This window comes from Actinophytocola sp., assembly GCF_035634895.1.
Lineage (GTDB): Bacteria > Actinomycetota > Actinomycetes > Mycobacteriales > Pseudonocardiaceae > Actinophytocola.
Genome location: NZ_DASQCC010000125.1, coordinates 23,286 through 41,425 on the forward strand (window position 1 = coordinate 23,286; position 18,140 = coordinate 41,425).

The 18,140-nt window shown below is 69.9% G+C and carries 19 protein-coding genes; 11 read left to right on the forward strand and 8 right to left on the reverse strand.

Annotated features, from left to right (window positions below; all coding sequences use genetic code 11):
• Positions 1–37: 37 nt before the first annotated feature.
• The 7 genes from VET29_RS18280 to VET29_RS18310 all read right to left on the reverse strand — a co-directional run bounded on the left by VET29_RS18280 (position 38) and on the right by VET29_RS18310 (position 7,671).
• Positions 38–1,087, reverse strand: a complete 1,050-nt coding sequence (locus tag VET29_RS18280; protein WP_324921788.1) for a 3-isopropylmalate dehydrogenase — start codon at positions 1,085–1,087, stop codon at positions 38–40.
• A 99-nt stretch (positions 1,088–1,186) separates the two neighbouring features.
• A complete protein-coding gene (serA, locus tag VET29_RS18285; RefSeq protein ID WP_324921790.1) occupies positions 1,187–2,785 on the reverse strand; it encodes a phosphoglycerate dehydrogenase in 1,599 nt (532 codons plus the stop codon).
• Between the two features lie 257 nt (positions 2,786–3,042).
• Positions 3,043–3,801, reverse strand: a complete 759-nt coding sequence (gene pspM / locus VET29_RS18290) for a phage shock envelope stress response protein PspM (RefSeq protein WP_324921792.1) — start codon at positions 3,799–3,801, stop codon at positions 3,043–3,045.
• Between the two features lie 53 nt (positions 3,802–3,854).
• Entirely contained in the window at positions 3,855–4,151 is a 297-nt protein-coding gene (locus VET29_RS18295; RefSeq protein ID WP_324921794.1) for a DUF397 domain-containing protein, read from the reverse strand.
• A gap of 67 nt (positions 4,152–4,218) precedes the next feature.
• On the reverse strand, positions 4,219–5,232 hold the full coding sequence (gene ilvC, locus VET29_RS18300; RefSeq protein WP_324921796.1) for a ketol-acid reductoisomerase: 1,014 nt from the start codon (positions 5,230–5,232) through the stop codon (positions 4,219–4,221).
• A 35-nt stretch (positions 5,233–5,267) separates the two neighbouring features.
• Positions 5,268–5,774 carry an acetolactate synthase small subunit gene (gene ilvN / locus VET29_RS18305; protein WP_324921799.1) on the reverse strand — a complete coding sequence of 169 codons (507 nt, stop codon included), beginning with the start codon at positions 5,772–5,774 and terminating at the stop codon, positions 5,268–5,270.
• Positions 5,775–5,832: 58 nt separating this feature from the next.
• Positions 5,833–7,671: an acetolactate synthase large subunit gene (locus tag VET29_RS18310; RefSeq protein WP_324921801.1), complete on the reverse strand. Its 1,839-nt coding sequence runs from the start codon at positions 7,669–7,671 to the stop codon at positions 5,833–5,835.
• Between the two features lie 282 nt (positions 7,672–7,953).
• On the opposite strand from VET29_RS18310, the gene VET29_RS18315 reads away from it, so the two are divergent.
• Entirely contained in the window at positions 7,954–8,409 is a 456-nt protein-coding gene (locus VET29_RS18315; protein WP_324921803.1) for a PH domain-containing protein, read from the forward strand.
• Positions 8,410–8,423: 14 nt separating this feature from the next.
• Positions 8,424–10,268 carry a dihydroxy-acid dehydratase gene (gene ilvD, locus VET29_RS18320; protein WP_324921805.1) on the forward strand — a complete coding sequence of 615 codons (1,845 nt, stop codon included), beginning with the start codon at positions 8,424–8,426 and terminating at the stop codon, positions 10,266–10,268.
• Here the strand turns inward: ilvD and VET29_RS18325 are convergent.
• Positions 10,258–11,004 carry an AraC family transcriptional regulator gene (locus VET29_RS18325; RefSeq protein WP_324921823.1) on the reverse strand — a complete coding sequence of 249 codons (747 nt, stop codon included), beginning with the start codon at positions 11,002–11,004 and terminating at the stop codon, positions 10,258–10,260. The genes ilvD and VET29_RS18325 overlap by 11 nt on opposite strands.
• 87 nt (positions 11,005–11,091) lie before the next feature.
• Between VET29_RS18325 and VET29_RS18330 the strand changes: the two genes are divergently transcribed.
• The 9 genes from VET29_RS18330 to VET29_RS18365 form a co-directional block, all read left to right on the forward strand.
• The gene (locus VET29_RS18330; RefSeq protein WP_324921807.1) at positions 11,092–11,487 is read left to right on the forward strand and encodes an SRPBCC family protein; all 396 of its coding nucleotides are present in this window, start codon (positions 11,092–11,094) and stop codon (positions 11,485–11,487) included.
• Positions 11,488–11,557: 70 nt separating this feature from the next.
• Positions 11,558–11,647 carry a putative leader peptide gene (locus tag VET29_RS44085; RefSeq protein ID WP_407777819.1) on the forward strand — a complete coding sequence of 30 codons (90 nt, stop codon included), beginning with the start codon at positions 11,558–11,560 and terminating at the stop codon, positions 11,645–11,647.
• Positions 11,648–11,755: 108 nt separating this feature from the next.
• On the forward strand, positions 11,756–13,438 hold the full coding sequence (locus VET29_RS18335) for a nitrite/sulfite reductase (protein ID WP_324921810.1): 1,683 nt from the start codon (positions 11,756–11,758) through the stop codon (positions 13,436–13,438).
• 82 nt (positions 13,439–13,520) lie between these two features.
• Entirely contained in the window at positions 13,521–13,694 is a 174-nt protein-coding gene (locus tag VET29_RS18340; RefSeq protein WP_324921812.1) for an Insertion element protein, read from the forward strand.
• A complete protein-coding gene (locus VET29_RS18345; protein ID WP_324921813.1) occupies positions 13,691–14,386 on the forward strand; it encodes a phosphoadenylyl-sulfate reductase in 696 nt (231 codons plus the stop codon). Before VET29_RS18340 ends, VET29_RS18345 begins: the two co-directional genes overlap by 4 nt.
• Complete coding sequence (cysD, locus tag VET29_RS18350) at positions 14,383–15,291, forward strand: sulfate adenylyltransferase subunit CysD (protein WP_324921815.1); 909 nt, start codon at positions 14,383–14,385, stop codon at positions 15,289–15,291. The genes VET29_RS18345 and cysD overlap by 4 nt, the downstream gene beginning before the upstream one ends.
• A gap of 121 nt (positions 15,292–15,412) precedes the next feature.
• Positions 15,413–16,690 (forward strand): sulfate adenylyltransferase subunit 1, encoded by a 1,278-nt coding sequence (locus tag VET29_RS18355; protein WP_324921817.1) that lies wholly within the window; start codon positions 15,413–15,415, stop codon positions 16,688–16,690.
• A gap of 9 nt (positions 16,691–16,699) precedes the next feature.
• The gene (locus tag VET29_RS18360; RefSeq protein ID WP_324921819.1) at positions 16,700–17,761 is read left to right on the forward strand and encodes an ABC transporter substrate-binding protein; all 1,062 of its coding nucleotides are present in this window, start codon (positions 16,700–16,702) and stop codon (positions 17,759–17,761) included.
• Positions 17,762–17,777: 16 nt separating this feature from the next.
• Positions 17,778–18,140 (forward strand): ATP-binding cassette domain-containing protein (locus VET29_RS18365; protein WP_324921821.1); only part of this gene is annotated, 363 nt, incomplete at its 3' end.

Consider the following 18,140-nt stretch of genomic DNA (forward strand, 5'->3'; position numbering starts at 1 on the left):
CCGCGGGCCGAGGCCCGCGGCGCCCATCGACGGAAAACTACAGCTCGGCGTTGGTCGTCGGGTTGTTGGACGACACCAGAGCGGCGAGCCGGTCGCCGATCGCGTAGGTGTTGCCCGGGGACGGGTGGTCCCGGGTGGCCAGGTCGAAGGCCACCGACGCCTCGATGCGGCGGGCCGCCTCGTGCTCGCCGAGGTGGTCCAGCAGCAACGCGACCGACAGGACCGCCGCCGTCGGGTCGGCGACACCCTGGCCCGCGATGTCCGGCGCGCTGCCGTGCACCGGCTCGAACATCGACGGGTTCCGCCTCGTGATGTCGATGTTGCCGGACGCCGCGAGACCGATGCCGCCGGTCACCGCGGCCACCAGGTCGGTGAGGATGTCGCCGAACAGGTTGTCCGTGACGATCACGTCGAAGCGGCCGGGATCGGTGACCATGTGGATGGTGGCCGCGTCGACGTGCTGGTAGGCCACGGTCACGTCCGGGTGCTGGAGCGAGACCTCCTCCACCACCCGTGACCACAGCGAACCGGCGTGCGTGAGCACGTTCGTCTTGTGCACCAGCGTCAGGTGCTTGCGCGGGCGGGCCACCGCACGCGCGAACGCGTCGCGCACGACCCGCTCGACGCCGTACGCCGTGTTGACGCTGACCTCGGTCGCGATCTCGTGCGGGGTGTCCTTGCGGAGCAGGCCGCCGTTGCCGGCGTACAGGCCCTCGGTCCCCTCCCGGATCACGACCATGTCGACCTCACCCGGGTTGGCCAGCGGGCTCGCCACCCCCGGGTACAGCCGCGCGGGGCGCAGGTTGACGTGGTGGTCCAGCTCGAACCTCAGGCGCAGCAACAGACCGCGCTCGAGGATGCCGCTCGGTACGGACGGGTCACCGACCGCGCCGAGCAGGATCGCGTCGTGCTGCCTGAGCTCGCCGAGCACCGACTCCGGCAGCAGCTCGCCGGTCGCGTGCCACCGGGTCGCGCCAAGGTCATACTTCGTGACCTCGACACCCGGCACCACCTCGTTCAGCACCTTGAGTGCCTCGGCGATCACTTCCGGCCCGATCCCATCTCCTGGGATCACCGCGAGCCGCATGCACACCTCCCGGAGTCTCGGGCTGTTCTAGTAGCTCGTGAAGGCTACCGGGAAGACGTCGGATCTCCCGCGCTGGCCACCCGACTAGGTGGTGTCGGCCTAACCGAAGTCCACCGTCCGGATGATCGTGGCGCGCACCGACGCACCGATGGACTCCAGCACAGAGGGGTCGACGGGGCGGTCGACACGTAGGATCATCACCGCGTCTTCGCCTTCACTCATCTGGCTGATCTGCGCGGCCTCGATGTTGATGCCCACCTTGCCGAGCAGCGTGCCGACCACACCCATGACACCGGGCCGGTCCTCGTACTCCAGCAGCAGGTTGACGCCCTCGGCCCGCAGGTCGAACGACCGGCCGTGCACCTCGACGACCTTCTCGACCTCCGCGATGCCGGTGACGGTGCCGCTGACCGTCAGCACGTCGCCGTTCGGATAGACCCCACGCAACGTCACCAGGCTGCGATGGTTGGGGCTCTCCGCCTCCTTGGACTGCGAGACGGTGACCCCGCGCGCCTCGGCGATCTGCGTCGCGTTGACGAACGTGACCTGGTCCTCCACCACGCCGGAGAACACGCCACGCAGCGCCGCGAGCGCCAGCACCGAGGTGTCCTCGTTGGACAGCTCGCCACGCACCTCGATCGCCACCGACGTCGGCGTGCTGGCCGAGAGCGCCGACAGGACGAGGCCCAGCTTCTGGGTGAGCGGCAGGTACGGCCGCACCTCCTCGCCGACCACGCCGCCGGACGCGACGTTCACGGCGTCGGGCACGAACTCGCCACGCAGCGCCAGAAGCACCGAACGGGCCACGTCCGTGCCGGCGCGGTCCTGCGCCTCGGACGTGGAGGCGCCGAGGTGCGGCGTGACGACCACGTTCGGGATGCCGAACAGCGGGCTGTCGGTGGTCGGCTCGGAGGAGAACACGTCGATGCCGGCGCCGCCGATGCGGCCTTCCTTCGCCGCGTCGGCCAGTGCCTGCTCGTCGATCAGGCCACCGCGGGCGGCGTTGACGATGATCACGCCGGGCTTGACCTTCGCGAGCTGGTCGGCGCCGATCAGGCCCTTGGTCTCGGGGGTCTTGGGCAGGTGCACGGAGATGATGTCGGCGCGGGCGAGCAGCTCGTCCAGCGTCACCAGCTCGACGCCCAGCTGCGCGGCGCGAGCGGCGGAGGCGTACGGGTCGTAGGCGATCAGCTCGGTGCCGAACGCGGCGAGTCGGGCCGCGAACAGCTGGCCGATCTTGCCGAGGCCGACGACGCCGACGGTCTTGCCGTTGATCTCGACGCCGGAGAACTTGCTGCGCTTCCACTCGTGGTTCTGCAGGGTCGAGTGCGCGGCCGGGACCTGGCGCGCCGTGGCGAGCAGCAGGGCGACCGCGTGCTCGGCGGCGGAGACGATGTTCGAGGTCGGCGCGTTGACGACGAGCACACCACGGGACGTGGCGGCCGGCACCTCGACGTTGTCGAGCCCGACACCGGCACGGGCGACGACCTTCAGCCTGGTCGTCGCGCCCAGTACCTCGGCGTCGACCTTGGTGGCGGAGCGGACGAGCAGGGCGTCCGCGTGCGCGACCGCTTCGAGGAGGGCGGGCCGGTCCGTGCCGTCGACATGCCGGACCTCCACCTCGTCTCCGAACACGTCGAGCACCGAGGGCGCCAGCTTCTCAGCGATGAGGACTACGGGGCGAGACTGCTGGGTCACGCGAGCTCCAAGATTGCGCGGCTGTTGAGGGCACGGTTACGGCGCTGTAACCAACCGAGGGCAGTCTATGAGGTTTGCTGAATCGTTTCCTCCCCTGGTGAGCGAGGCGACAGCCCGTTGCTAGTGGTGTCCACCCGAATACGAGGGCCGCTGTCCGGTTCGTGCGCCGGTTTCCAGTTCACCAGCCGTTCACGCGGGTAGCAGAGACCCGGACGAGCGACGGTCGACTCCTCGGGGAGGGCCGGTGGTCGGAACGGTCAGGAGGGCGACAGGTCTCGCAGCGCCTCAGCGAGGCCGGCGAGGCGGTCGGTCTCCTCGACCAGTTCGCGGCCCGTCAGGGTCGGGGTGCTGGCCAGCAGCGTGCGGCCGGCGGCGGCGGCGAGCCCGCGGTAGGCGTCGAGCCCCTGCTGGACGCGGGCGAGCAGGTCGCGGACACCGTCCTCCAGGGACGCTCGCTCGCCGGTCCGCAGCTGCTCCGCGGCGACCTCGACCGCCTCGATCCTGGCCGCGGCGGCACGGAGGCGGGCCGCGGTGTCCGCGGCGGTTCGCCACGCGTCGTCGACCAGGCCCACCAGCACCGCCGAGGCCGTCAGCTGTCGCAGTAGTTCCGCGAGGGCGGACTCGGCCATGGCCAGCTGTCGCATGGGTTGACGCACGGCCGACCCCGGCCGAGGCAGCCGGTGGCGCTTCTCCACTCGGATCCGCGTGGGTGGGAAGGACGCCAGATCGGGCGGCCGGAACGTCGGGGACGGCGCCGCCCGCTTGGTGCTCGCGCGGGAGCCGCGAACCCAGATGACGCCCCCCGTCGTCAGACATCCGGTGAAGGCGGCGATCATGACGCCACCGAGGGCCGCCTCGTAGTCCCGCGCGGGGTCGAGGCCGGTCCACTGGGACACGGCCATCAACAGGAACACAAGCGTCAGGCCCGCCCACCAGACGGTCCAGAGGATCACGACCCAGAACTCGAACCCCACCCGTTCGCGGCGTGGCGGCGGGAGTTGCTCGTGACGGGCCATGACCCAATTGTCGGAACACGGGATCCTGATCCGCCACGAAATTTACGCGTTTCTTACCACGGTTCGTCGAACTCGCCGGCCTTGGCGCCGGCCACGAAGGCATCCCACTCGGACTCGGTGAACACCAGGACCGTGTCGTCCGGGCCCGTGTGCTTGGAGTTGCGCATGGCGATATAGGTCTTGTCATCCGTGTGGGGGACGAACGCAATCTCCACGTACTCGCCGTCCGGGTCGGCGTCCGGCTCCGCCGCGCGCTGCCACTCCGCGTTGGTCAGGTCGAGCTTGCCCCGGACGTGCGCCTTGTCGTCGAAGATCGGGGCCGACGCGCGGGTGGTCGGTTCGTTGCTCATAGCAGTGAAAGTAACCGATGGCCCGGTACCCCTAAAGAGGGACACCGGGCCACCGAAAGAAGTAAAATCAGGCGGTTTCGGTAATTGGGCGATCGACCCAGGACATGAGGCCGCGGAGCTTCTTGCCGACCTCTTCGATCGGGTGCTGCTCGCCCTGCTCGACCAGCTTCTGGAAGTTCGGGCGGCCGGCCTCGTCCTCGCCGACCCACTCGTTCGCGAAGGTGCCGTCCTGGATCTCGCCCAGGATCTTGCGCATCTCCTCGCGCACCGAGTCGGTGATCACCCGAGGGCCGCGGGTCACGTCGCCGTACTCGGCGGTGTCGGAGATCGAGTACCGCATGCGCGCGATGCCGCCCTCGTACATGAGGTCGACGATCAGCTTCAGCTCGTGCAGGCACTCGAAGTACGCCACCTCCGGCGTGTACCCGGCGTTCACCAGCGTCTCGAAACCGGCCTGCACCAACGCGGTCGTGCCGCCACAGAGCACCACCTGCTCACCGAACAGGTCGGTCTCGGTCTCCTCCTTGAAGGTGGTCTTGATGACGCCGGCACGCGACCCGCCGATGCCCTTCGCGTAAGCGAGCGCGAGCGCCTGGGCCGAGCCCGACGCGTCCTGCTCCACGGCGATGAGGCACGGCACACCCTTGCCGTCCACGAACTGCCGGCGCACCAGGTGACCGGGCCCCTTCGGCGCGACCATCGCGACGTCCACGTTGGCCGGTGGGGTGATCAGGCCGTAGCGGATGTTGAAGCCGTGCCCGAAGAACAGCGCGTCGCCGTCGGCGAGGTTGGGCGCGATCTCCTCCGCGTAGATGGTCCGCTGCTTGGTGTCCGGTGCCAGGATCATGATCACGTCGGCCCACGCGGAGACCTCGGCGACCGACTGGACGGTCAGGCCCTCCTCCTCGGCCTTGGCCCGCGACTTGGAGCCCTCGGGCAGCCCGATCCGGACCTCCACGCCCGAGTCACGCAGCGACAGCGCATGTGCGTGCCCCTGGCTGCCGTACCCGACCACCGCCACCTTGCGGCCCTGGATGACCGAGAGGTCCGCGTCGTCGTCGTAGAAGATCTCGACTGCCAATTTTCTTCCTTCCTGAAAAGAACTCCCGGCTGACGCTAGCGGACGCCGGTCGCCGTGATGGAGCGTGGGCCGCGGCCTATCGCGACCCGCCCCGACTGCACCATCTCCCGCACCCCGTAGGGCTCCAGCATCCGCAGCAGCGCCTCGAGCTTGTCCTCGGTGCCGGTCGCCTCGACGGTCAGCGCCTCCGGCGACACGTCGACGACCTTGGCGCGGAACAGCTGCACGGTCTCCAGCACCTGGGTGCGCACGGTCGCGTCCGCCCGCACCTTCACGAGCAGGAGCTCACGCTGGACCGAGATGGCCGGGTCCAGCTCCACGATCTTGATGACGTTGACGAGCTTGTTGAGCTGCTTGGTCACCTGTTCGAGTGGCAGCTCGTCCACCGCGACGACGATCGTCATGCGGGAGACGTCGGCGTGCTCGGTCGGGCCCACCGCGAGCGACTCGATGTTGAAGCCACGCCGGGAGAACAGGCCCGCGACGCGGGCGAGTACACCTGGCTTGTTCTCGACGAGAACCGACAGGGTGTGTGTGGTCATGCCGTCTCCTCACCCGCTGCGCGGCGCCGAAACGCTCCGCAGGCTCCGCTCATCGTCATCAGTCCTCGTCGAACAGCGGCCGGATGCCCCGGGCCGCCATGATCTGGTCGTTGCCGGTGCCCGCCGCGACCATCGGCCACACCTGCGCGTCCTTGCCGACCACGAAGTCGACCACCACGGGCCGGTCGTTGATCTCCATCGCGCGGTGGATCACCCGGTCGACGTCCTCTTTGGACTCACAGCGTAGCCCCGCGCACCCCAGCGCCTCGGCCAGGAGGGTGAAGTCCGGGATGCGGTGCTTGTGCGTGCCGAGGTCGGTCTGCGAGTACCGCTCCGAGTAGAAGAGGTTCTGCCACTGCCGCACCATGCCCAGGTTGCCGTTGTTGATCACGGCCACCTTGATGGGGGCACCCTCGATCGCGCAGGTCGCGAGCTCCTGGTTGGTCATCTGGAAGCAGCCGTCGCCGTCGATGGCCCAGACCACCTTGTCCGGCTGGCCGAACTTCGCGCCCATGGCCGCGGGCACCGCGTAGCCCATGGTGCCGAGCCCGCCGGAGTTGAGCCAGGTGGCCGGGTTCTCGTACTTGATGAACTGCGCGGCCCACATCTGGTGCTGGCCGACACCCGCGGTGTAGACGGCGTCCGGGCCCGCGATCTGGCCGATCCGCTCGATGACGAACTGCGGGGAGAGCGAGCCGTCGGTCGGTTCGTCGTAGCCGAGCGGGAACTTCTCCCGCCACTCGTCGAGCTGCTGCCACCACCTGGTGAGGTCGGCCTGCCTGCCGTCCGCCAGCTCGGCACGCACCGCGATGACCAGCTCGGCGATGATCTCCTTGCAGTCACCCACGATCGGCACGTCCGCGCGGCGGTTCTTGGAGATCTCCGCCGGATCGATGTCCGCGTGCACGATCTGGGCGTCCGGCGCGAACGTCGAGAGCTGGCCCGTGACGCGGTCGTCGAACCGGGCGCCGAGCGCGATCAGCAGGTCGGCCCGCTGCATCGCGGCCACCGCGGCGACCGAGCCGTGCATGCCGGGCATGCCGAGGTGCTGGCGGTGCGAGTCCGGGAAGGCGCCCTTGGCCATCAGCGTGGTGACCACGGGGATGCCGGTCAGCTCGGCCAGCTCACGCAGGTCGGCGGACGCCTGTGCCTTGAGCACTCCACCGCCGACGTAGAACACCGGCCGCTTGGCGTGCGCGATCAGCTTCGCGGCCTCGCGCACCTGCTTGCCGTGCGGCCGGGTCGTCGGCTTGTAGCCGGGCAGCCGCATCTCGGGCGGCCACGAGAAGGAGGTGGTCTCCTGCAGCACGTCCTTGGGGATGTCGACGAGCACGGGGCCGGGTCGGCCGGTGCTCGCGATGTGGAACGCCTCGGCGATGGCCCTCGGGATCTCCGCGGGGTCCTTGATGAGGAAGTTGTGCTTGGTGACGGGCAGCGTGATGCCGCAGATGTCGGCTTCCTGGAACGCGTCGGTGCCGATCAGCGCCCTGGACTGCTGGCCGGTGATCGCGACGATCGGCACGGAGTCCATGTTGGCGTCGGCGAGCGGCGTGACGAGGTTCGTCGCCCCGGGGCCCGAGGTGGCCATGCAGACCCCGACCTTGCCGGTGGCCTGGGCGTACCCGGTGGCCGCGTGGCCCGCGCCCTGCTCGTGGCGGACGAGGATGTGCCGGACCTTCGTGGAGTCCAGCAGGGGGTCGTACGCAGGCAGGATCGTGCCGCCCGGAATACCGAACACCACCTCGACGCCTACCGCCTCGAGGGATCGGACGAGCGACTGCGCGCCGGTCACCCGGACCGGGGTGCCGGTCGGCGGAGTCGGTTTGGGTCGAGGGGCCGCTGGGCGCGGCCCTGGCGTTGCGGCGGCCGGGGTCGGCCGCTGTGTCGCACTGGTCATCGGCTTCTGCCTCTTGTCGGGGTTTCTCTACCAGGCTCTCAGACGTCCTCGAACACGAAAAAACCCCCGCCGACCGCTGTGGTCGTACGAGGGTCGCGCGTTCGACGCAGCTGACTTCCTCAGCGTCGAACGCGCTGGGGAAGTACGAGACCGGTCTGCTGGGGCACGTTGGAGACGGTAGTGCTGGCGACCTGGGGCGTCAACTCTGCGGGATTGTGATCTCACCTGATGAGAGAGCCGCCGGTCGCTCCGCGTGCCTCGCGCCGTGGCACGATAGGGGACGTGACCGTTCCGGAGGTGTCCCGCCTGGTGTTCCGCATCCCGGCGACCGCCGTGTTGGGGGCACTGCTGTTCGCCATCACGGCGACGCCGTTCGCGTGGGCGGCACCCGGCCTGGCCGTCATCTACGTTGTGCCGGTCGCGGCCATCGCGTGGGTGCTGCGCGTGCGGACGACCGCCGACCGCGAGCGGCTGGTGGCCCGGACCCTGTTCGGCCGGCACGTCGTGCCGTGGTCGGACCTGCGTGCGTTCCGGGTGTCCGAGCGGTCCTGGGTACGCGCCGTGGTCGAGGACGGGAAGGAACTCCCCCTGCCGAACGTGCGCACCCGCCACCTCCCGGCCCTGTCGCTGATCAGCGGCGGCCGGCTGGCGGACCCGACCGAGGACGTAGAAGACGCAGAACCGGTCCCCGTCCCGTCCGCTCCCGCCGAGGAGCCCCGGGAAGAAGACGCCGAGTAGAACCTGGAGGAGCCGTGCCTGAGCTCCGTTCCCGCATCACCACCCATGGCCGCAACGCGGCCGGCGCGCGTGCCCTGTGGCGCGCCACCGGCATGACCGACGGTGACTTCGGCAAGCCGATCGTGGCCATCGCGAACTCCTACACGCAGTTCGTGCCCGGACACGTGCACCTGCGCGACCTCGGCGACATCGTGGCCGAGGCGGTCGCCGCCGCCGGGGGCATCGCGCGGGAGTTCCACACGATCGCCGTCGACGACGGGATCGCCATGGGGCACGGCGGGATGCTGTACTCGCTCCCCTCGCGGGAGATCATCGCGGACAGCGTCGAGTACATGGTCAACGCGCACGCCGCCGACGCGCTCGTGTGCATCTCCAACTGCGACAAGATCACGCCGGGCATGCTCAACGCGGCCATGCGCCTGAACATCCCGACCGTGTTCGTGTCGGGCGGGCCGATGGAGGCCGGCAAGGCCGTGGTCGTGGACGGGGTCGCGCACACGTCGTCGGACCTGATCACCGCCATCTCCGCGTCGGCCAACGACAACGTGGACGAGCTCGGGCTCACCGCCGTCGAGCAGTCCGCCTGCCCGACCTGCGGGTCGTGCTCCGGGATGTTCACCGCCAACTCCATGAACTGCCTGACCGAGGCGCTCGGCCTCGCGCTGCCGGGCAACGGCTCGACGCTCGCGACGCACGCCGCTCGCCGGGACCTGTTCTCCCGTGCCGGGACCACGGTCATGGAGCTGGCGCGCCGCTACTACGGCAACGACGACTCGTCCGTGCTGCCGCGGTCGATCGCCACGCGGGACGCGTTCGTCAACGCGATGGCCCTGGACATGGCGATGGGCGGGTCCACCAACACCGTGCTGCACATCCTCGCGGCCGCGCGGGAGGGTGAGGTCGACTTCACCCTTACGGACATCGACGACATCTCCCGCCGGGTGCCGTGCCTGGCAAAGGTGTCACCGAACTCCAGCTACCACATGGAGGACGTGCACCGGGCGGGTGGCATCCCGGCAATCCTGGGTGAACTCTGGCGCGGCGGGAAGCTCAACGAGGGCGTGCACACGATCCACTCGCCGTCGCTGTCGGAGTGGCTGTCCGAATGGGACATCCGGGCGTCGTCGCCGTCCGAGGAGGCCGTGGAACTGTTCCACGCCGCCCCGGGTGGTGTCCGGACCACGAAGGCGTTCTCGACGTCGAACCGCTGGTCCACACTGGACACCGACGCCGCGGACGGCTGCATCCACGACGTCGAGCACGCGTACACCGTCGAGGGCGGCCTGGCCGTGCTGCGCGGCAACCTGGCCGAACACGGCGCGGTGATCAAGGCGGCGGGCATCGAGGAGGAGCTGTTCCACTTCGAGGGCCCGGCCCGCGTGGTCGAGAGCCAGGAAGAAGCGGTGTCGGTGATCCTGAAGCGGGAGATCCAGCCGGGTGACGTGCTGGTCGTGCGCTACGAGGGGCCGGCGGGCGGGCCGGGGATGCAGGAGATGCTGCACCCGACCGCGTTCCTGAAGGGCGCCGGCCTGGGCAAGAAGTGCGCGCTGATCACCGACGGCCGCTTCTCGGGCGGCACGTCCGGCCTGTCGATCGGCCACATCTCCCCGGAGGCGGCCGGCGGCGGCCTGATCGGCCTGGTCGAGGACGGCGACCGGATCCTCATCGACGTCCACGAACGGCGGCTGGAACTACAGGTCTCCGACGAGGTCCTGGCGGACCGGCGGGCGAAGATGGAGTCGGCGGAACGGCCGTGGCAGCCGAAGGACCGTCAACGCCCGGTCACGGCGGCACTGCGTGCCTACGCCCGCATGGCGACGGACGCTTCGCAGGGCGCCGTCCGCGACGTCAACCGCTGAGCAACCGGCGCAGCGCGGTCGGCGAGTGTCCGACGTGCGCACGCACGGTCCGGCACAGGTGGGCCTGGTCGGCGAACCCGAGGTCCGCGGCGAGCGTGGCCAGTCCACGCTCGCCCGCCTCGAGCCGGTCCAGTGCCCTGCTGACCCGCAACCGGTTGCGGTAGCGGGTCACTGACACGCCGACCTCGCGGGTGAACGCCCTGCTCAGCCGGTACGGCGACACTCCGAGCGCCGCGGCGAGCGACTGCAGGCCGATCGCCGACGGATCATCGTTCACCAGCGCCTCGCGCGCTCGGGCCGCCAACATCCGGTCGGCCGGGTGCGATCGCGCCGGGACGAAGGCCAGCAGTCCGAGCAACGCCTCGACCAGCCCGTACTCGACGTCGGCCGTCGACGTCAGCAGGCGCCGGTGTGCGAGGTCCACCCGCGCGTCGACGTGGATCAGCGGCCGGGCGGGCCCGGCGAGCCGTTCACCCAGCGTGGCCGACAGTGACACCGACGTGCACAGGTCCCCGCCCGTCGGGTGCTCGAAGCTCTCCTCCTCACCCGGCGTGCCGAGGTAGGCGACCGTCGGGTCCAGGTCGACCACCGCACCGGCCACCCGCCGCCGGAACCGGCCCCGCCGGACCAGCACCAGCCGGTAGTCATCCCGCGCCTCCTGCGCCGACCAGCCAGCGTGCCCGCCCGGGCAGTGCGCCGACCACACACCCAGGTCGGCCCGCGTCGCGAGTGCCATGAACTCCACGCGCCGGACGCTACAAGCGGGCACCGACAGCGCAAGGAAGTTCAAGACCGCGGACCCCGCAGGCGGCAGGCTTCCGGCATGGCAACGCTGCGACAGGACATCGAGCTGGACACCGACCCCGACGCCGCCTGGGACGCCCTGCGGGACTTCGGCGCCCTCCACGAACGGCTGGTCACGGGCCTCGTGACCGCCTGCGAGTCAGACGGCCACGAACGGGTGATTACCTTCGCCAATGGCGTAACCGTGCGCGAGCTGCTCATCGGCGCCGACGACGCGCACCGCCGCCTCACCTACGCGATCGTGGACGGTTTCACCCACTATCAGGGCACAGCACAGGTCATCCCGGAAAAGCAAGGCTGCCGGTTCGTCTGGCACGTCGACCTGTTGCCGGACGAGCGGGCCGGCGACGTAGCGCTACTCATGGAGCAGGGCGCCTCCGCCATCCGGCGTACCTTGGGCGACACCGGGGTATGAACCCGGTCACTGTGTCTCACGATACGGATCGCATTGGACCACAACGTGGGCACGTGGCACGCTGAAAAGCGTGTTGAGTGCGATCGAGATCCTGCTCGTGGCCCGTCGCCACGTGGATTTCGTTCGTGTCTCCAGCGCGATGTGCCGTCGGGTCACGTAACCCGTCGCCGCCGTATTGCAAGTCGGCGCCTGGGTGCGTCGGCTCGACCCCCATGTTCCCGAGGGTTCCGGCGTGCGCGAGCGCCCTGGATGTCCGGAGGACTGACGGGTGTCAACTCCCACCACGCCCAAGCGAGCGCCGGCGCGTCGCCGCGGTGAGGGCCAGTGGGCGCTCGGGTACCGCGAGCCGCTCAACCCGAACGAGCGGAGCAAGAGGGACGACAACCCGCTCAACGTCCGCGACCGCATCGAGAACATCTACGCCCACACCGGTTTCGACGGTATCGACCCCGGCGACCTGCGTGGCCGTTTCCGCTGGTACGGCCTGTACACCCAGCGCAAGCCCGGGATCGACGGCGGCCGCACCGCCACCCTCGAACCCGAGGAGCTGGACGACAAGTACTTCATGCTCCGCGTCCGCGTCGACGGCGGGGCCGTCACCACGGAGCAGCTGCGGGTCATCGGCGAGGTCTCCGAACAGTACGCACGGGACACGGCCGACATCACCGACCGGCAGAACATCCAGTACCACTGGATCCGGATCGAGGACATGCCCGCCGTGTGGGAGAAGCTGGAGGGCGTCGGGCTCACCACCATGGAGGCGTGCGGCGACAGCCCGCGCGTGATCCTCGGCTCTCCCGTCGCGGGCATCGCGACCGACGAGGTCATCGACGGCAGGCCCGCCATCGAGGAGATCAAGAACCGGTACATCGGCGCCAAGGAGTTCTCGAACCTCCCCCGCAAGTTCAAGACCGCGATCTCCGGTCTGCCGGACGTCGCCCACGAGGTCCACGACATCGCGTTCGTCGGTGTCGAGCACCCCGAGCACGGCCCCGGCTTCGACCTGTGGGTCGGCGGTGGCCTGTCCACCAACCCGATGATCGGCGTGCGGCTCGGCGCGTGGGTGCCGCTCGACGAGGTGCCGGACGTGTGGGCCGGCGTGATCAGCATCTTCCGCGACTACGGCTACCGCCGACTGCGTCACCGCGCCCGCCTGAAGTTCCTCGTCAAGGACTGGGGCGCGGAGAAGTTCCGCGAGGTCCTGGAGACCGAGTACCTCGAACGCAGGCTCGTCGACGGCCCCGCGCCGAAGGTGCCCGAGCAGCCACGCGACCACGTCGGCGTGCACGAGCAGCGGGACGGCAACGTCTACGTCGGCGCCGCGCCCATCGCCGGGCGCGTGTCGGGCTCGACGCTCGTCGCGGTGGCCGACGCGGCGGAGGCCGCCGGCTCGCGCCGGGTCCGGTTCACGCCGCTGCAGAAGCTGATCGTGCTCGACGTGCCGAAGTCCGAAGTGGACGGTCTGCGGACCGCGCTCGCCGGGCTGGGCCTGCAGACCGACCCGTCGCCGTGGCGGCGCGGGGTGATGGCCTGCACCGGCATCGAGTTCTGCAAGCTCGCGATCGTCGAGACCAAGGCCCGCGCGGCGAACCTGGTGTCGGCGCTGGAGGACCGGCTCAAGGACATCACCGCGGACGTGACGACGCCGATCAGCGTGCACATCAACGGCTGCCCCAACTCCTGTGCCCGCATCCAGACCGCGGACATCGGGCTGAAGGGCCAGATCGTGACCGATGCGGACGGCAACCAGGTCGAGGGCTTCCAGGTCCACCTCGGCGGCGGGCTCGGCCTGGACGCCGGGTTCGGCCGGAAGCTGCGTGGCCACAAGGTGACCGCCGAGGAGCTGCCGGACTACGTGGAACGCGTGGTGCGCAACTACATCGCGGACCGCGAGCCGGACGAGCGGTTCCCGCAGTGGGTGGCCCGCGCGCAGGAGGACGACCTGAAGTGAGCGGAGCTTGCGGAGCGAACCATGGGCGCCACGAGCAGCGGCCGCCTTCTCGGAGCCTGCGAGGAGAAGGGGAGGCGCGGTCGTGACCGAGCGCGCGGCTCCGTTCTACTGCCCGTACTGCGGCGACGAGGACCTTCGCCCGCAGGAGGAACCGCATGCCGCGTGGCTGTGTACCGGCTGCCGGCGCGTGTTCACCGTCAAGTTCGTCGGTTTGAACCTCGCAGGGTCGACAGCACTGGAAGAGGTGACCAAGTGACCACCGCGACGAAGGACCTCAGGCGTCTCGCGGAGGAGGCGGCGGAGGAGTTGGCCGGCGCGACCGCGGCGGAGGCTCTGGAGTGGACGGCGAGGACGTTCGGCGACCGGTTCATCGTCGCCTCCAACATGCAGGACGCCGTCCTGATCGACCTTGCCGTGCGGGCGAAGCCGGACGTGGACGTGCTGTTCCTCGAGACCGGCTACCACTTCGCGGAGACCGTCGGCACCCGGGACGCGGTCGAGGTGACCTACCCGTCGATCCGGATCGTCAACACCGAGGCCGCGCAGTCCGTCGCCGACCAGGAGGCGGAGTTCGGGCTGCTGAACAGGACCGACCCGACCCAGTGCTGCTTCCTGCGCAAGGTGGTGCCGCTGCGCAGGGCACTCGCGAACTACGACGCCTGGGTGACCGGCGTGCGCCGGGTGGACGCGCCGACCCGTGCGAGCACCCCGATCGTGCAGTGGGACGAGCGCAACGGCCTCGTGAAGGTCAACCCGATCGCGCCGTGGACGGACGAGGAGTTCCGCGAGTACATCGACGCGGGCGGCATCCTCGAGAACCCGCTCGTCGGCGAGGGTTACCTGTCGATCGGCTGCGCGCCGTGCACCGCGAAGCCGTTGCCGGGCCAGGACGCCCGCAGCGGCCGCTGGGCCGGCTCGGCCAAGACCGAGTGCGGGCTGCACGGATGACCGCGGCCGTCGAGGCACTCGACTCCCTGGGGCGCCTCGAGTCCGAGGCGGTCCACATCATGCGCGAGGTGGCAGGCGAGTTCGACCGGCCGGTGATCCTGTTCTCCGGCGGCAAGGACTCGACCCTGCTGCTGCACCTGGCGGTCAAGGCGTTCTGGCCGGCGCCGGTGCCGTTCCCGTTGCTGCATGTGGACACCGGGCACAACTTCGACGAGGTCATCGAGTTCCGCGACCGGGTCGTCGAGCGCCACGGCCTGCGGCTGGTGGTCGCGAAGGTGCAGGACTGGATCGACGACGGCCGGCTGACCGAGCGTCCGGACGGCACCCGCAACCCGCTGCAGACCGTGCCGCTTTTGGACACCATCACGGAGAACAGGTTCGACGCGGTGTTCGGCGGTGGGCGCCGGGACGAGGAGCGGGCCCGCGCCAAGGAGCGGATCTTCAGCCTGCGCAACGCGTTCGGCCAGTGGGAGCCCCGCCGGCAGCGGCCGGAGCTGTGGAACCTGTACAACGGGCGACACCGGCCGGGCGAGCACGTGCGGGTGTTCCCGCTGTCCAACTGGACCGAGCTGGACGTGTGGCGCTACATCGGCCGCGAGGGCATCGAGCTGCCGTCGATCTACTACGCGCACGAGCGGGAGGTCTACCTGCGCGACGGCATGTGGCTCGCCGAGGGTCCGTGGGGCGGCCCGCGTGACGGGGAGACGTTGACCCGCAGGACGATCCGCTACCGGACCGTCGGCGACGGCTCGTGCACCGGCGCCGTCGAGTCGACCGCGACGACCCTCGACGAGGTGATCGCCGAGGTGGCCGCGAGCCGGCTCACCGAGCGCGGCGCGACCCGCGCCGACGACCGCCTCTCCGAGGCGGCCATGGAGGATCGCAAGCGGGAGGGCTACTTCTGATGAGCGGAGCTTGCGGAATTTCCCGCACGAACGGGACTTTCGTGCGAGGCCCAGGGAGCAAGAAAGACGGTTCGTTCGTTGCCATGGGAAGATCGTCGGGCGGGCGGGGCGAGGGAGCGTCATGAGCGATCTCCTCAGGCTCGCGACCGCGGGAAGTGTGGACGACGGCAAGTCCACGCTCGTCGGCCGGCTGCTGTACGACACCAAGTCCGTGCTGGCCGACCAGCTCGACGCCGTGCATCGCGCGAGTGTCGACAAGGGACTGTCCACACCGGACCTCTCACTACTCGTCGACGGGCTGCGGTCGGAACGCGAGCAGGGCATCACCATCGACGTCGCCTACCGCTACTTCGCCACCGGCAGGCGGTCGTTCGTGCTCGCCGACACCCCCGGGCACGTGCAGTACACCCGCAACACGGTGACCGGCGCGTCAACGGCGGAGCTGGCGATCCTGCTGGTGGACGCCCGCAAGGGCGTGCTGGAGCAGACGAAACGGCACGCGGCGGTCCTCGCGCTGCTGGGGGTGCCACGCCTCGTGCTGGCGGTCAACAAGATCGACCTCGTGAGCTACGACGAGGGCACGTTCGAGGTGATCGCCAAGGAGTTCGCCCACCACGCGACCACGCTCGGCTACCCGCTCGGCGTGGTCATCGCGATCCCGGTGTCGGCACTGGTCGGCGACAACGTGGTGGAGCACTCGGCCAACACACCGTGGTACGCGGGACCGACACTGCTCGAACACCTGGAAAACGTGCCGGTGGAACCGGATCCGCACGAGGCGCCGTTCCGTTTCCCCGTGCAGTACGTGATCCGCCCGCGCACCGAGACACACCCGGACTACCGCGGCTACGCAGGCCAGGTCAACGCCGGCACGATCCGGCCCGGGGACGAGGTAATCGTGCTGCCGGGCGGCTCGCGGACCACGGTCACGAAGATCGACACGCCGGACGGTGAGCTGCCGGAGGCGGTCGCGGGTCGCTCGGTCACGCTGCTGCTGGCCGACGACATCGACATCTCCCGTGGTGACGTGATCGCGAGTGCCGCGCATCCGCCGGAGCTGACCGACGAGCTGTCCGCGACGCTCGCGTGGCTCGCGGACAAACCGTTGCGGGCCAACGCGAGGGTGCTTGTCAAGTCCGGGGCCAAGACCGTCCAGGCTGTGGTCACCGAGTTGCGCACGCGCTTCGACGAGCAGAAGCTGTCCACGCACGAAAGCCCGGAAACACTGGTACTCAACGAGATCGGGCAGGTGTCGCTGCGCATGGCGGAGCCACTCCCCGTCGACCGCTACACGAGCCACGGCCGGACCGGCGCGTTCCTGGTGATCGACCCGGCCGACGGCACGACCCTGGCGGCAGGGTTGGTCGGGGCGCCGCTTCCGTTGCTGGACAAGGACTAGGAGACCCCTGTGCGTACCCGCGCCATCCTCGCCACGATCGCCGCGTTATCCCTGCTCACGACGGCGTGCTCGAGAGCCGACGAAGGCGAGACCAGCACCGGCACGACGGCGGCGGAGAACACCAGCCCTGCCACGGAGCTGCGGCTGGGCTACTTCCCGAACGTCACGCACGCGCCCGCGCTGATCGGCACCGACAAGGGCCTGTTCGAGAAGGAGCTGGGCGACACCAAGCTCACCCTCCAGCAGTTCAACGCGGGCCCCGACGAGGTGTCGGCGCTGCTCGGCGGCTCCCTGGACGTCGCCTTCATCGGGTCCGGCCCGGCCATCAACGCCTACGCCAAGTCGAAGGGCGCGGCGGTGCGGCTGATCTCCGGCGTCACCTCGGCCGGCGCGCAGTTCGTGACCACCCCGGACATCACCAAGCCCGAGGACCTGGTCGGCAAGACGGTCGTCACCCCGCAGCTCGGCAACACCCAGGACGTGGCGCTCAAGAAGTGGTTGGCGGACAAGAAGCTGACGGGCAAGGTCCAGGTCACCAACATGGAGAACGCCCAGACGCTGGACGCCTTCAAGGGCGGCCAGGTCCAGGCGGCCTGGCTGCCGGAACCGTGGTCGTCGCGGCTCGTGCTGGAGGCCGGCGCGAAGGTCTTCGTGGACGAGAAGGAGCTGTGGTCGGACGGCAAGTTCCCGACCACGGTCCTGATCGTGCGCACGGAGTTCCTCGAGCAGCACCCGCAGACCGTGAAGGCGTTCCTGAAGGGCCTGGTCGCGTCGATCGACTACGCCGACGACGACGAGTCCGACGCGCAGGCCGCGGTCAACAGGCAGCTGGAGAAGCTGACCGGCAAGACGCTCAAGCCCGACGTGATCAAGCGGGCGTGGTCGAACATCACGCTCACCTTCGACCCGGTCGCCGGTCAGTTCAAGCAGCTGGCCAAGGACCAGGTCACGGCGGGCATCGCCCAGACCGCACCGGACGTGGCCGGGTTCGCGGACCTGACGCAGCTCAACGCGGTGCTCAAGGAAGCCGGCAAGCCGGTCGTCGACGCCGGTGGGCTGGACAAGAAGTAGCCAGGGGAGGCGCGAGATGACCGTGACGCTCGAGGTTGGGGTGCGGACCGAGTATGCCGTGCGCCTTTCCGGTGTTGGCAAGACGTTCGGGCAGGGCAGGCGCGCGGTCGCCGCGCTCGACGGGGTGGACCTCGACGTCGCGCCCGGCGAGTTCGTGTGCCTGCTCGGCGCGTCCGGGTGCGGCAAGACGACCGTGCTGAACCTGGTCGCCAGCCTCGAGGACGCGACGGCCGGCGAGATCGAGCTGAACACCTCGCGGCCCGCGGTCATGTTCCAGGAGGCCGCGCTGATGCCGTGGCTGACCGCGTCACGCAACGTCGAGCTGCCGCTGCGCCTCGCGGGCGTGGGACGGGCGGAGCGGCGGGCGCGGGCCGGCGAG